This window comes from Burkholderia sp. AU30280 (genome assembly GCF_020420125.1).
Classification (GTDB): Bacteria; Pseudomonadota; Gammaproteobacteria; order Burkholderiales; family Burkholderiaceae; genus Burkholderia.
In genome coordinates, this window is the sequence record NZ_JAIZRY010000001.1 from 481,288 (window position 1) to 494,287 (window position 13,000).

A 13,000-nucleotide genomic window follows, 5' to 3' on the forward strand; every position below is an offset into this window, starting at 1 on the left:
CGGCTAGATAAGCGAAACCGTGTGCGGAAACGACGCCCAGACGGCCAGCGTGCCGCCGAGCGCGAGCGCAACGCCGTACGGCACGCCGCGCGCGGCGACCGCGCGGACCTGCGCGGCGTGCCGCCGCCGTGACGCCAGCAGCGCGAGGCCGCACAACGCACCGCTCGCGCCGACGCCCGTCAGCACCGGAAACGCCCATGCCGGGCCGGCCCACAGGAATACCGCCGCCGCCAGCTTGACGTCGCCTCCGCCGATCCAGCCCGCGTGGCGCATGCCGCCGAACAACAGCAGCATCGACGCACCGGCCGCCAAATGGCCTGCCAGCGGCGCGAACCCGTCGTGCGCGAGCGCCGCCGCGATGAAATACAGCGCCGCGAACGCGAGCACGACGCGATTGGACAGGCGCCGGTCGCGCAGATCCTGCGCGGCGAGCGCGGCCAGCAAGACCGTGGCCACCGACTGCACGAACGTAAGCATGAGAGAGCCGTCCGTCGACACGCCCCGGCCGGATACGTTCTACCGCAGCGGATCCCGGTGTTCGTCGGTGGCGCGCGGGTTCAGGGGATCAGATCAGGCTCGTCACCTTGTTGATCAGCGACGTGAACACGCTCGGCAAACCACCGGTGCTGCTGCTGAGGATCACGCCGACCGCCGCCAGCGCGACCACGACGATACCGGCCAGCACGGCGTATTCGAGCGCGCTGACGCCACGTTCGTCACGCAGCAGGGACTTGACGTATTGCAGCATGGCAACCTCCGTGTAACGGGGTCGGTGACCGACCGTTGAACGCAAAGACGCTCCGTTGCTCCGGCGGTTGCGCAGGACATTCACCCGTTGCGACACGTGCGCACGCCTCTGGCACGAGGTCGTTCGCCTCCCCCGGAATCCTCTCGATCACTGCAACACGCGGCGTGCAACGACGACTTCGGTCGTGCGTGCCTGCATCCACGGTGCGGTCTTTCCCGCACAAGGCAACCGCGCTGATTCGTCTAGGGTATAGACAATTTTTCAGGCGAATTCAAATTATTTGGCGTCGAAATGTATTTATGGATTTAACCCTGCAACGATGAAAGCGATTCCGTTCATTTGCGGTTATTTTTTAACGCCACATCGAATGATTCGTTTATCGGAACAGGTATGGCGACTGTTTCGGCGCATGATTTACCGGTTGAAAAAAGAACCGTTTCCATTCGATTTACCGGCACGCCGGGGCGCTTCGCATGCGCCCGCCGCGCCGTGCCGCGCCTGATTGGCCGCCCCGGCAAACATGACGGGTTCGCATTCCATTTCCACGATTACCCGGCCCCGTTTTACCACCCTGATTCGGCAAGCGAGCCCCACGCGAATCCATGCTCGCCATCATCGAAATTTTCCAATCGGCAATTTCACGATTCGGATTTCTTTCCCAATCGACTTGATTTTAATTCGGAATTAATTTCAGATGCATGTGAATGGAATTCACGTTCATATGGAACGGAACGCCCGGCGCGGCAACCCGCCAGGCGGCGATAAGCATAGTTCAAATCGTTTCTTGTCCGGCCCCGGCCCGTCATCGAGAATGCGCCGACGGGCTGAGGCCCGGACTCGCTCCCCCCAACGTTCCGGATCCATCGATTCATGCTTCCACTGCGCCTGCTTCGATCGCTGCTGATCGCGTCCCTCATCGCGTTGCCGGCCGCCGCCGCGCACGCCGACAAGCCCGCCACCATCCGCATCGGTGTCGCCCAGCAAGGCGCCGGCGATCCGCCGACGTTCGGCGGATCGAGCGCCGCCACCGCGCAGCTGCAACAACTGGTCGAAAAGGAGTTCGCGGCCGACGGCATCAAGGTGCAGTGGCTGTTCTTCAAGGGCGCCGGACCGGCCGTCAACGAGGCGATCGCGAACAAGGCGCTCGACTTCGCGTATCAGGGCGACCTGCCCGCCGTGCTCGCGCGTGCGAACGGGATCAAGACGCGCCTGCTGCTCGCCGCGAGCGTGCGTTCGGGCGTGAAGATCGCGGTGCCGCCCGACTCCACCATCCGCTCGATCAAGGACCTGAAGGACCGCCGCGTGTCGATCTTCCGCGGCACGAACCTGCAGCTCGTCGCCGACAATGCGCTCGCGAAAAACGGCCTCACCGAACGCGACCTGCGCGTGATCAATCTCGACTCCGCGAGCTCGCTCGCCGCACTGGCGTCGAAAGGCATAGATGCGTCGGTGGGCGACTACCAGCTGTACAAGCTGCGCGACGCGGGGCTCGCGAAGATCATCTACGAATCGCAGAACGACGGCCCGCAGTTCACGCGCCAGACCCACCTGCTCGTGCTCGACGATTTCGAGCGCGCGCATCCGGACATCGTGCAGCGCGTGGTCAACGCGCTCGTGAAGGGCGCGCAATGGTCGTCCGACGAAGCGAACCGCGATGCGCTGTTCAAGCTGTGGGCGAAGAGCGGCGTGCCGGTTTCGTCGTGGCAGGCCGACTATGCGAACCAGCGGCTGAAAGATCGGCTGTCGCCGCTGATCGACCCGTTCGTCGTCGCGCGCTACAAGTCCGTCGCGCAGGATGCGCTGGCGCTGAAGCTGATCCGCCAGCCGGTCGACGTCGATGGCTGGTTCGAGCCGAAGTATCTCGACAATGCGCTGCGCACGCTGAAGCTCGAACGCTACTGGCAACGCTACGACGCGGCCGGCAAGCCCCTTTCCTGACCTGGACCCGCCCCGATGAGCGACACCGCGTTTTCCCTCCCTTCATCCGGGCGCCACGCGCTGGCCGCGGCGCCGCACCGTGCGGCGGCCGTGCAACGGTGGTCGTGGCGGCTCGCGCCGTGGCTGCTGCCTGCGCTGCTGTTCGCGCTGTGGAGCGTCGGCAGCGCACGCGGCTGGATCGCGCCGCAGATCCTGCCGCCGCCCGAACGCGTGTTCGACGCGCTCGAGGAGCTCGCCACGAGCGGCGATCTCGTGCGCCACACGCTGATCAGCCTGCAGCGCGTGCTGGTCGGGTTCGCCGCCGGCACGCTGCTCGGCTTCGCGACCGGCGTCGCGCTCGGCCTGTCGCGCACGCTGGAAGCGTACGTACTGCCGAGCTTCAACGCGCTGGTGCAGATTCCGGTGCTCGGCTGGCTACCGTTCCTGCTGCTGCTCGTCGGCGTCGGCGAACCGCTCAAGTACCTGCTGATCGCGCATGCGGCGCTCGTGCCCGTCACGCTGAGCACGTTGCAAGGGTTTCGCCAGACACCGCCCGCGCTCGACGAAGTCGCGCGCGTATTCGGTTACACGCACCGGCAACGCATCGTGCACGTCGTGCTGCCCGCCGCGATCCCGACGCTCGCGACCGGCGTGCGGCTCGCGTTCACGAAGTCGTGGCTCGCGCTCGTCGTCGTCGAGCTCGTCGCATCGTCCGAAGGGCTCGGCTACCTGATCGTGTACGGGCGGCAACTGTTCCAGCTCGATCTCGTGATGGCGGCCGTGATCGTCGTCGGGGCGGTCGGCCTGCTGATCAACCGGCTGCTCGACGCACTCGAAGCGCGCCTGCGCCGCGGCGTGCCGTCCGCGTTCCGCGGCTGAACCGCCCGCCCTGCCCGAGTAACCGAAGGGCGTAACCGAAGGAGATCCCCCCGTGACGCACCCCGCCTCGCCCGACGCTGCATCGCCGCCCGCCACGGCCGTCCGCCGCCTGCACGCGCCCGACTGGCGCGGCTTCGTGCTGCCGCTCGCCGCATTCGCGCTGTGGTGGGCGATCGCTTCCGCGCACCTCGTGAGCAGCGGGCTGCTCGTCGGCCCGGCCGACGTGTTGCGCACCGCATGGGCGCAAGCCGCGAGCGGCGCACTCGGCCGCGCGCTGTCCGCATCGCTCGCGCGTGAAGCGTGCGGTTTCGCGCTCGGCGCGACGGGCGGGCTGCTGCTCGGCGCCGCGCTCGGGCTGTCGCGCGTCGCCGCGCGAATGATCGGCCCGAGCTTCGACACGTTCAAGCAGGTCTCGCTGTTCGCATGGATTCCGCTGATTTCCGTGTGGTTCGGACTCGGCGACGTCGCCAAGGTCGTGTTCCTGTCGCTCGCCGCGCTGCTGCCGGTTGCCGCGCACACCTGCGACGGCATTCATGCGGTGCCGCGCGCGTATGTCGACGTTGCCCGCGCGCTGCGCTACTCGCGGCGCCAGCTCGTGTGCTACGTGATCCTGCCGGCCGCGCTGCCGTCGATCTTCACCGGACTGTATCTCGGCCTGATCTACTCGTGGCTCGCGACGCTCGGCGCCGAATACCTGCTGGTCACCGGCAGCGGGATCGGCAACACGCTGATCGACGGCAGCGAACAATTCCGGATGGATCTCGTGCTGTTCGGGATCATCGTCGTCGGCGTGACCGGCTGGGCACTGAACGCGATCGCGCGTGCGATCGAACGCACGGTGCTGGCCCGGCGCGGCGACCTGACGCGCTGATCGCCCTTTCCTTCCCCGCCCCCCTTCCTCGCACCGCCATGACGATCCTCGCCTCCGATTCGCTCGACATCCTCCACGTGAGCAAACACTACGCGCAACGCGGCGCCGCACTCGCCGTACTCGACGACGTGTCGCTGCACGTGCGCGCCGGGGAATTCGTCACGATCGTCGGCGCGAGCGGCTGCGGCAAGTCGACGCTGCTGCGGCTGATCGCCGGGCTCGACGCCGACTACACGGGCGAGATCCGGGCCGGCGACGAACGCGTGCGCGACACGTCGCTGCAGCGCGGGATCGTGTTCCAGGATCACCGGCTGTTTCCGTGGCTGACCGTCGCGCAGAACATCGCGGCCGCGCTGCGCAACGCCCCGCTCGACGCGGCCGCGAAGCGGCACGCGGTCGCCGATCACATCGCGCTGGTCGGGCTGAACGGTTTCGAGCACGCGTATCCGAACCAGCTGTCGGGCGGGATGGCGCAGCGCGTCGCGATCGCGCGCGGCCTCGTGAACCGCCCGCGCGTGCTGCTGCTCGACGAGCCGTTCGGCGCGCTCGACGCACAGACGCGCGCGCGGATGCAGAACGAGCTGCTGCGCATCTGGGAACAGGAGCGGATCACGATGATCCTCGTCACGCACGACGTCGACGAAGCCGTGTATCTCGGCGACCGCGTCGTGACGATGGCGCCGCGCCCGGGCCGCATCGAACGCATCGTCGATGTCGCGTTGCCACGCCCGCGCCGGCGCGATTCGCCGGCATTCGCGCGGCTGCGCGACACCGTGCTCGCCGATTTCGACGAGAGCGAACCGCCGGGCGACGATCGCGCGGGCGGCAAGCGTATCGACGCGCCGCGCCCGCACCGGATCGGCGAATGGCGGCTGGCGTGGTAGCACGCGTAACGCGCCGGATTGCTCAGCATGACGATGCATATCGATCATCGCTGCGCACACGCTAAGGTTGTGACGATTCATCGGTTCCGATTACGCACGGTCCCTGCTTGAATGGGAACTCGACCGACCCGACTCCAGGAGACTCCCGATGTCCGAAGTCCAGCACGCCGCTCACCCCTCCTCGCATGCTTCGCACGCCGCGCCGCGCACGGCCGCCGCCCCGCTCCAGCTTCGCCAGGTCGCCGGCCGGATCGGCGCCGAGATCGCCGGCGTGCGGCTGTCGGGCACGCTCGACGACGCGACGTTCGACGCGATCCAGGCCGCACTGCTGCGCCACAAGGTGCTGTTCTTCCGTGGCCAGCACCATCTCGACGACACCTCGCAGGAAGCGTTCGCACGCCGCTTCGGCCATACCGTCGCGCACCCGACCGTGCCGTCCGTCGACGGCAGCGCGCACCTGCTCGAACTCGATTCCGCGCACGGCGCCCGCGCCAATTCGTGGCATACCGACGTGACCTTCGTCGATGCGTACCCGAAAATCTCGATCCTGCGCGCCGTCGTGATTCCGCCGTTCGGCGGCGATACCGTGTGGGCCAACACGGCCGCCGCCTACGCGCACCTTCCCGACCCGCTGCGTGCGCTCGCCGACACGCTGTGGGCGCTGCATACCAACGCGTACGACTACGCGTCGACGCACGTGCATGCCGACGATACGCAACTGAAGCGCTACCGCGAAGTGTTCACGTCGACCGTCTACGAAACCGAGCACCCGGTCGTGCGCGTCCATCCGGAAACCGGCGAACGCACGCTCGTGCTCGGGCATTTCGTGCAGCGGCTCAAGGGCCTGTCGGCGCAGGATTCCGCGCACCTGCTGCAGGTATTCCACGAACACGTGACGCGTCTCGAGAACACCGTGCGCTGGAACTGGCAGGAAGGCGACGTCGCGATCTGGGACAACCGCGCGACGCAGCACTACGCGATCAACGACTACGGCGATGCGCGCCGCGTCGTGCGCCGCGCGACCGTGCACGGCGACGTGCCGGTCGGCATCGACGGCCGCCGGAGCGTCGTGCTGAAGGGGCCGGGCGCGACGCTGCAATAACGCCCGTGTCCCGCGGCGGCGGCGCTTCGTACGCGCCGCCGCGCCCGCCCCCGCTTTCCGCTACCGGACCCCGACCATGCATTTCCCGCCACCGGACCGACGCGCCCACGCGCAACGATGTCGGCCCTGCGCCCCGTTCACTTCCGCCAGGAGCGTCGCATGAGCGCCCTACTCGAACCCGCCGCCCAGCCGGTCGACGTGATCCCGCTGTCCGCCCATATCGGCGCGGAAATACGCGGCGTCGACCTCACGCAACCGCTGACCACGCCGCAGATCTCGGCGATCCGCGCCGCGCTGCTGAAATGGCGCGTCATCTTCTTCCGCGAGCAATTCCTCACGCACGAGCAGCACGTCGCGTTCTCCGCGCAGTTCGGCGAGCCGACGGTCGGCCACCCGGTGTTCGGGCACGTCGACGGGCACCCTGCCGTCTACTCGATCGCGAAGCACCGCAAGGCGACGCGCTTCGAAGGCGAACCGGTGCGCCGGCCGTGGACCGGCTGGCACACCGACGTGACGGCCGCCGTGAACCCGCCGTGGGCGTCGATCCTGCGCGGCGTGACGATCCCTCCGTACGGCGGCGACACGCACTGGACGAACCTCGTGCGGGCGTACGAAACGCTGTCCGCGCCGCTGCGCGGCTTCGTCGACGGGCTGCGCGGCATTCATCGCTTCACGCCGCCGGCCGGCGCGCGCGCCACCGGCGCGTTCGACGAGGCGGTCGAACGCCGTCCGCTCGTGACCGAGCATCCGCTCGTGCGCGTGCATCCGGAGACCGGCGAACGCGCGCTGTACGTGAGCCCGAGCTTCCTGAAATCGGTCGTCGGGCTGACGCCGCGCGAGAGCCAGGCACTGCTCGAGCTGCTGTGGGAACACGTGACGCGGCCGGAATTCACGATCCGCTTCAAGTGGGAACCGCGCAGCATCGCGTTCTGGGACAACCGCGCGACCGCCCACCTCGCGCCTGCCGACATCTTCGATCTCGACTTCGATCGCCAGCTCTATCGCACGACGCTCAACGGCGACGTGCCGGTCGGCCCCGACGGCCGGCCGTCGGTCGCGCTCGAAGGCTCGCCGGTCGAAACCGCGGCGGCAGTCGCGCTCAACTGAACCGGCTTGACGGCGGCCGGCGCGCACCGCATCGCGCCGGCCGTTCCCGCCGTCACACCCCGCGGACGCAAGCACCGTCCGCGCGGCTCTCCCGTCAATCCAGCCAGACCCCGTCGAAGCGGTGCGCACCCAGCGGCGAGAACGTCAGCCCGTGTACGCGCTTGGACACGGGCAGCGACACGATCGACGTCGCGATCGGTGTGAACGGCACCTGGTCCTTGAACACGACCTGCGCCTGTTCGTACAGCGCCGTGCGTTTCGCGACGTCCGCATTGGCGCGCGCCGCATCCACCAGCTTCTCGAAATCCTGGTTGCACCACTTCGCGAGATTGCTGCCGTGCACCGCGTCGCAGCCGAGCAGCGTACCGAGCCAGTTGTCGGGGTCTCCGTTGTCGCCCGACCAGCCGTACAGGATCGCGTCGTGCTGCCCGTCGTGCTTCGCGCGGCGGTTGTATTCGCCCCATTCGTAGCTGACGATCTTCGCGCGCACGCCGATCTTCGCCCAGTCCTGCTGGATCAGCTGCGCCATCAACTGTGCATTCGGGTTGTACGGCCGCTGCACGGGCATCGCCCACAGCGTCAGGTCGAAGCCGTTCGGGAACCCGGCCTGCGCAAGCAGCGCCTTCGCGGCCGCCGGATCGCGCGGCGCATCCTTCAGGCGCGGGTTGTACGACCATTGCGCGGGCGGCATCGGGTTCGTCGCGATCTTCGCGTCGCCGTTGAACACGGTCTTCACGATCGCCGCCTTGTCGATCGCGATGTCGAGCGCACGCCGCACGTCGACGCGATCGAGCGGCGCATGCTGCGTGTTGTACGCGACGAAGCCGACGTTGAAGCCCATCCCCGAGAACAACGTCAGTTTCGGGTCGCGCCGTACCGTTTCGAGGTCGGCCGGCCGCGGGAATGCCGATACCTGGCACTCGCCGGCCACCAGCTTCTGCAGGCGCGCGGCCGGATCGGGCGTGATCGCGAACACGAGGCGCGAGAGCTTCACGTCATCCGGTTTCCAGTAGTCGGGATTCGCGTCGTAGCGGATCAGCGCGTCCTTCTGGTACGTGCGCAGCAGGAACGGCCCGGTTCCGACCGGGAACTGGTTGATGTCGGCCTCGCGATGGCGCGCCGCGAGCTGCGACGCATACTCGGCCGACAGGATCGACGCGAACGCCATCGCGAGATTGCGCACGAACACGACGTCGGGTGTCTTCAGCACGAAGCGCACCGTGTCGTCGTCGACCTTGTCGATGCGCTCGACGTTGCGGTCGAAGCCGAGGTCGCTGAAATACGGGAAGCTGGCCGGGTAGGCCTTGCGGAACGGATCGTCCGGATCGAGCATCCGGCGAAACGTGAAAACGACGTCGTCGGCCTGGAACGGCCGCGTCGGCTTGAACCACGCGGTGGTCTGGAATTTCACGCCGCGCCGCAAGTGGAACGTGATCGTGCGCTGGTCGGGCGACACGTCCCAGCTCGTCGCGAGCGCGGGTTCGAGATCGAGCGTGCCGCGCTTGAACTGCACGAGCCCGTTGTAGACCGGGTAGGTGCTCGCGTCGAAATCGGTGCTCGTCGTGTGCTGGCCCGGATCGAAGCCGGCAGGGCTGCCTTCGGTGCAATACACGAGCGTCTTGCCGGCCGGCGCGGCGAGCGCCTGCGTGGCCGCGCCGGCAAGCAGCAGCGACGCCGCGATGCAGCGCAGGGCCGTCGCGGCACGGGGTGCGCCACGCGCACGACGCGTAGCTGACGAAACGAAAGCGTTCTTCATGGTGACGGAGACAGCAGAGGGCTGTCATGCAAATGACGACGGCCGATCTTCGCGCGCCGCCCGCCGATCGCTTACCAATTAATTTCGCGTTGCTTATCGTCTTGGATGCGTCCCGCTGCCCGCGCATGAAAACGTCCACGCGAGCGCCGGGCGGCCGTCCCGCGTCGCCGTCTTCCGGCCCCCTGCAGACTCGCCCGAAATGGCGCATCGTATCGGCTGGCCAACGTCGGCACGGACGCGCCGGGATCCGCCCGGCAGCGCCGTGCCGCCGATTCCAGGAGGACCCACGATGCCTGTCAGCTCCGATACGTCCGCTCGCCCGGTGAAGACGCCGGGCCCCGATCATCCGATCACGGTCGAACCGCACCCGCGGCGCGTCGTGGTCAAGGCGGCCGGCAAGGTCGTCGCGGATACGCGCCGCGCGCTGGCGCTGCGCGAAGCCGCTTACCCGGCCGTGTTCTACATCCCGCGCGAGGACGCCGACCCGACGCTGCTGCAACGCACCGATCACGCGACGTACTGCCCGTACAAGGGCGACGCCGCCTACTACTCGATTCCGGCCGGCGGCGAGCGCGCGGTCAATGCCGTCTGGACCTACGAGGCGCCCTATCCGGCCGTCGATGCGATCCGCGGGCATCTCGCGTTCTATCCGGATCGCGTCGATTCGATCGAGGAAAGCCCGGCCGGCTCCGATTGACGGTCGCGTCAGCCGTTCATCGAGCGCCGGGCAGCCGCGCGTGCAATCCGGCGATTTCGCCGGCGCGGCCCGCCGTGCCGACGGCGTGCGCTTGTGCGAATCACCGGCTCGAACATCGTCAACGCGCCGCCGCTGATTTGCATATGCGCATTCGTTGGTTGGCCGCCGGCGCACGCGGACGTATCGTCACGAGTCCGGCGCGGGCCGGCCCGTGGCGCGCAGCGCCCGCACCCGGCCCCGCCCTGCGCCAACCGCGCGCCGTTCGCGCGCGGCCCGCTCCTTCGCACGCAGGACGCCTCGATGAACGACACACCGCACGCAGACGTTGAACCGACACCGGCGAACCCGCATCGCCGCCAGTGGCTGCAAGGCGCGGCCGCCGGGCTGGCCGGGCTCGCGCTCGGCCCGCTCGCGGGCCTGCCCGCGCACGCGCAGGACAGCGGCACGCGGCTGCGCATCGGTTTCCAGAAATACGGTAACTTCGTCGTCCTCAAGGCGCGCGGCACGCTGGAGAAGCGGCTCGCGAGCCAGGGCGTCACCGTGCAGTGGCTTGAATTCCCGGCCGGCCCGCAATTGCTCGAGGGCCTGAACGCCGGCGCGATCGACATCGGCACGGTCGGCGAGACGCCGCCGATCTTCGCGCAGGCGGGCGGCGTCGATTTCGTCTATATCGGCAACGAGCCGCCCGCGCCGCAGGGCGAGGCGATCGTCGTGCTGCCCGATTCGCCGATCCGCACCGTCGCGCAGCTGCGCGGCAAGAAGGTCGCGTTCAACAAGGGTTCGAACGTCCACTTCCTGCTCGTGAAGGCGCTCGAACGCGCGGGCCTGACGTATGCCGACATCCAGCCGATCTACCTGACGCCCGCCGACGCACGCGCCGCGTTCGTGCAGCGCAGCGTCGATGCATGGGTGATCTGGGATCCGTACCTGGCCGCCGCCGAGCGGCAGATCGGCGCACGCGTGATCGCGAACGGCGAAGGGCTCGTGCGCAATACGCAGTACTACCTCGCCGCGCGCAAATACGCGGCCGCTCACCCGCAGGTGCTGCGCGCGCTGCTCGACGAAGTCGACGCGGTCGATCGCTGGGCGCGCGACCACGTGCCGGAAGTCGCCACGCAACTGTCGCCGCTCGTCGGCCTCGACGCGCCGACGCTCGAAGTCGCGCTCAAGCGCGCCGGCTACGGCGTGCAGCCGATCGGCGACGCGACGCTCGCCTATCAGCAGACCATCGCCGATACCTTCAGCGCGCTGAAGCTGATCCCGGGCAAGCTGTCGGTCGCGAGCGCACGCTGACGCGCCGCCGCTACCGGCGCACGGCGCGGTACGCGTGCATCAGCATGCGGGTGTCGCGCCGATGCGCCGCCATTCGTCGTAGTCGGTGACGAGGCCCGCTGCGTCGACCTCGACATCGGCCGCATACGTGCCGCTTTCGTAGCGATACACGAGCTCCGCCGTACGCGTATAGCGCTGTTCGCCGCGCACGAACGCGAAATCCGGAAAGCGCAGCCACGCGGTATGAATCGCGGCCGACTCACCGACGGCCAGCCCGAGCCGTCGGATCGGCAGCGTATTCGTCGACGGGCTGAAACCGAGATCGACGTCGGTCGCGCCCGCGAGCGCCGGCACGTCGACGCCATCGATCGTCCATCGCCCCGCGTCGCACGCGATATCCCACTGCCGCGGCGGCTGCGTGCCGCCCCACTGCGTGATGCGTGCCGAGCGCGTGAGCCAGTCGGCGCCGCATGCGATCGCATAGTCGATGCGAAACGGCGAACCGTCGATCGCGCCCGACACCGAACCCGACAGGTCGATTCCCGTTCGCGACTCGACGAGCCGGCACCATTCGGCCGCCTGCCACGTCCGCACGGTCTGCCATGCGACGCAGCGCGTGCACACCGCGTCATCCTGTTGCGTCATGTCTTCGTCTCCAGTCGTTCGCACGAAAGCGCATTGTCACGCATCGCGCCGGCGAACCCACGCGGCTTCGGCAACCGATGGTCAGTATCGGTTTGCCGCGCACCTTCGGGCGGCCCCGCTTTGGTACCATCCGTCGATCTGCATCAACCGGAACCGGGCAAGGGGCGCGACTTCATGGATTTGCTGGCGACGATGCGCATCTACGTCAGGGTCGTCGAGCGCGGCACGATGTCCGGCGCGGCGCGGGATCTCGACATGGGCCAGCCGGCCGTCAGCGAGCGCATCGAGCGACTCGAGAAGCATCTCGGCACCCGGCTCCTGTTGCGCAGCGCGCGCACCCTTGCATGCACGGAAGAAGGCCGGATCTTCTACGAACGCAGCAAGGCGCTGCTCGAAGCGGCCGACGACGCGGTCGCGTCGGTGTCGAAGACGGAAAACGCGCTCGACGGCACGATCCGGCTCGCGGCGCCGCAATGCATCGGCGAGGTCGTGCTGCCGCGCGTGCTGATGCATGTCCGCACCGCGTATCCGAATCTGCACGTCGACCTTGTTCTGAACGACGACCTCGTCGATCCGGTCACCGAAGGCGTCGACATCTCGATCCGCGTCGGACAGCTCGGCGACGGCGGGTTCGTCGCGCATCCGGTCGGCGCGGTCGGCCGCCGGCTCGTCGCCGCGCCGTCGTATCTCGAGCGGCATGGCCCGATCGACACGGCGGCCGATCTCGCGAACCATCCGTTCATCCGCGTGAAAGGCGTCTTCGCCAGCGAACGGTTGCCGCTGCAGCGCGACGGCGGCTCGCTCGAATACGCGCGCATCCGCACGATCATGACGACGAGCCACTGGCGCTCGATGTTCGACACGATCATGGCCGGCGGCGGCATCGGCGTGGTCCAGCAGCCGGCCTGCGCCGAGGCGCTCGCGGCCGGCACGCTCGTCGAGCTCCTGCCGCGGTACGTGATTCCCGACTTCGCGCTCAACGTGCTCGTGCACGCGCAGCGGCCGCTGCCGCCGCGCGTGCGGGCCGTCGTCGACCTGCTGAAGCAGGACCTCCCGCCGCTGCTGGCCCGCCCTGCCCGATAACGGCGGCGACCGCCGCCCCGTCACGTCACGCCTGTAGCG

14 protein-coding genes are annotated in these 13,000 nt (G+C 68.4%); 10 read left to right on the top strand and 4 right to left on the bottom strand.

Annotated features, from left to right (window positions below):
• Positions 1 to 3: 3 nt before the first annotated feature.
• Both LGN17_RS02130 and LGN17_RS02135 read right to left on the bottom strand, forming a co-directional pair.
• Positions 4 to 477 (bottom strand): prepilin peptidase, encoded by a 474-nt coding sequence (locus tag LGN17_RS02130; RefSeq protein ID WP_226194968.1) that lies wholly within the window; start codon positions 475 to 477, stop codon positions 4 to 6.
• An 88-nt stretch (positions 478 to 565) separates the two neighbouring features.
• Positions 566 to 748, bottom strand: a complete 183-nt coding sequence (locus LGN17_RS02135; RefSeq protein WP_226194969.1) for a Flp family type IVb pilin — start codon at positions 746 to 748, stop codon at positions 566 to 568.
• A 390-nt stretch (positions 749 to 1,138) separates the two neighbouring features.
• On the opposite strand from LGN17_RS02135, the gene LGN17_RS02140 reads away from it, so the two are divergent.
• From LGN17_RS02140 to LGN17_RS02170, 7 genes are all read left to right on the top strand, one after another.
• Positions 1,139 to 1,513, top strand: a complete 375-nt coding sequence (locus tag LGN17_RS02140; protein ID WP_226194970.1) for a hypothetical protein — start codon at positions 1,139 to 1,141, stop codon at positions 1,511 to 1,513.
• 105 nt (positions 1,514 to 1,618) lie between these two features.
• A complete protein-coding gene (locus tag LGN17_RS02145; protein WP_226194971.1) occupies positions 1,619 to 2,686 on the top strand; it encodes an ABC transporter substrate-binding protein in 1,068 nt (355 codons plus the stop codon).
• Between the two features lie 15 nt (positions 2,687 to 2,701).
• Positions 2,702 to 3,544 (top strand): ABC transporter permease, encoded by an 843-nt coding sequence (locus LGN17_RS02150; RefSeq protein WP_226194972.1) that lies wholly within the window; start codon positions 2,702 to 2,704, stop codon positions 3,542 to 3,544.
• A 52-nt stretch (positions 3,545 to 3,596) separates the two neighbouring features.
• Positions 3,597 to 4,415: an ABC transporter permease gene (locus LGN17_RS02155; RefSeq protein ID WP_226194973.1), complete on the top strand. Its 819-nt coding sequence runs from the start codon at positions 3,597 to 3,599 to the stop codon at positions 4,413 to 4,415.
• A gap of 38 nt (positions 4,416 to 4,453) precedes the next feature.
• Entirely contained in the window at positions 4,454 to 5,299 is an 846-nt protein-coding gene (locus tag LGN17_RS02160; RefSeq protein WP_226194974.1) for an ABC transporter ATP-binding protein, read from the top strand.
• Between the two features lie 148 nt (positions 5,300 to 5,447).
• Positions 5,448 to 6,401: a TauD/TfdA dioxygenase family protein gene (locus tag LGN17_RS02165; protein ID WP_226194975.1), complete on the top strand. Its 954-nt coding sequence runs from the start codon at positions 5,448 to 5,450 to the stop codon at positions 6,399 to 6,401.
• A 159-nt stretch (positions 6,402 to 6,560) separates the two neighbouring features.
• Positions 6,561 to 7,508 carry a TauD/TfdA dioxygenase family protein gene (locus LGN17_RS02170; protein ID WP_226194976.1) on the top strand — a complete coding sequence of 316 codons (948 nt, stop codon included), beginning with the start codon at positions 6,561 to 6,563 and terminating at the stop codon, positions 7,506 to 7,508.
• A gap of 94 nt (positions 7,509 to 7,602) precedes the next feature.
• On the opposite strand, the gene LGN17_RS02175 is transcribed toward LGN17_RS02170, so the two are convergent.
• The gene (locus LGN17_RS02175) at positions 7,603 to 9,264 is read right to left on the bottom strand and encodes an ABC transporter substrate-binding protein (protein ID WP_226194977.1); all 1,662 of its coding nucleotides are present in this window, start codon (positions 9,262 to 9,264) and stop codon (positions 7,603 to 7,605) included.
• Between the two features lie 289 nt (positions 9,265 to 9,553).
• Between LGN17_RS02175 and LGN17_RS02180 the strand changes: the two genes are divergently transcribed.
• Both LGN17_RS02180 and LGN17_RS02185 read left to right on the top strand, forming a co-directional pair.
• Complete coding sequence (locus tag LGN17_RS02180; RefSeq protein WP_226194978.1) at positions 9,554 to 9,961, top strand: DUF427 domain-containing protein; 408 nt, start codon at positions 9,554 to 9,556, stop codon at positions 9,959 to 9,961.
• A gap of 300 nt (positions 9,962 to 10,261) precedes the next feature.
• Positions 10,262 to 11,254: a sulfonate ABC transporter substrate-binding protein gene (locus tag LGN17_RS02185; protein ID WP_226194979.1), complete on the top strand. Its 993-nt coding sequence runs from the start codon at positions 10,262 to 10,264 to the stop codon at positions 11,252 to 11,254.
• A gap of 39 nt (positions 11,255 to 11,293) precedes the next feature.
• Here LGN17_RS02185 and LGN17_RS02190 read toward each other — a convergent pair whose 3' ends face one another.
• On the bottom strand, positions 11,294 to 11,878 hold the full coding sequence (locus LGN17_RS02190; RefSeq protein ID WP_226194980.1) for a putative glycolipid-binding domain-containing protein: 585 nt from the start codon (positions 11,876 to 11,878) through the stop codon (positions 11,294 to 11,296).
• A gap of 174 nt (positions 11,879 to 12,052) precedes the next feature.
• Here LGN17_RS02190 and LGN17_RS02195 point away from each other — a divergent pair, with 174 nt between their 5' ends.
• Complete coding sequence (locus tag LGN17_RS02195) at positions 12,053 to 12,961, top strand: LysR family transcriptional regulator (protein WP_226194981.1); 909 nt, start codon at positions 12,053 to 12,055, stop codon at positions 12,959 to 12,961.
• Positions 12,962 to 13,000: the final 39 nt, after the last annotated feature.

Coding starts and splice junctions, on each gene's coding strand:
- LGN17_RS02130 (WP_226194968.1), bottom strand. CDS start 477: ATGCTTACGTTCGTGCAGTCGGTGGCCACGGTCTTGCTGGCCGCGCTC.
- LGN17_RS02135 (WP_226194969.1), bottom strand. CDS start 748: ATGCTGCAATACGTCAAGTCCCTGCTGCGTGACGAACGTGGCGTCAGC.
- LGN17_RS02140 (WP_226194970.1), top strand. CDS start 1,139: ATGGCGACTGTTTCGGCGCATGATTTACCGGTTGAAAAAAGAACCGTT.
- LGN17_RS02145 (WP_226194971.1), top strand. CDS start 1,619: ATGCTTCCACTGCGCCTGCTTCGATCGCTGCTGATCGCGTCCCTCATC.
- LGN17_RS02150 (WP_226194972.1), top strand. CDS start 2,702: ATGAGCGACACCGCGTTTTCCCTCCCTTCATCCGGGCGCCACGCGCTG.
- LGN17_RS02160 (WP_226194974.1), top strand. CDS start 4,454: ATGACGATCCTCGCCTCCGATTCGCTCGACATCCTCCACGTGAGCAAA.
- LGN17_RS02165 (WP_226194975.1), top strand. CDS start 5,448: ATGTCCGAAGTCCAGCACGCCGCTCACCCCTCCTCGCATGCTTCGCAC.
- LGN17_RS02170 (WP_226194976.1), top strand. CDS start 6,561: ATGAGCGCCCTACTCGAACCCGCCGCCCAGCCGGTCGACGTGATCCCG.
- LGN17_RS02175 (WP_226194977.1), bottom strand. CDS start 9,264: ATGAAGAACGCTTTCGTTTCGTCAGCTACGCGTCGTGCGCGTGGCGCA.
- LGN17_RS02180 (WP_226194978.1), top strand. CDS start 9,554: ATGCCTGTCAGCTCCGATACGTCCGCTCGCCCGGTGAAGACGCCGGGC.
- LGN17_RS02185 (WP_226194979.1), top strand. CDS start 10,262: ATGAACGACACACCGCACGCAGACGTTGAACCGACACCGGCGAACCCG.
- LGN17_RS02190 (WP_226194980.1), bottom strand. CDS start 11,878: ATGACGCAACAGGATGACGCGGTGTGCACGCGCTGCGTCGCATGGCAG.
- LGN17_RS02195 (WP_226194981.1), top strand. CDS start 12,053: ATGGATTTGCTGGCGACGATGCGCATCTACGTCAGGGTCGTCGAGCGC.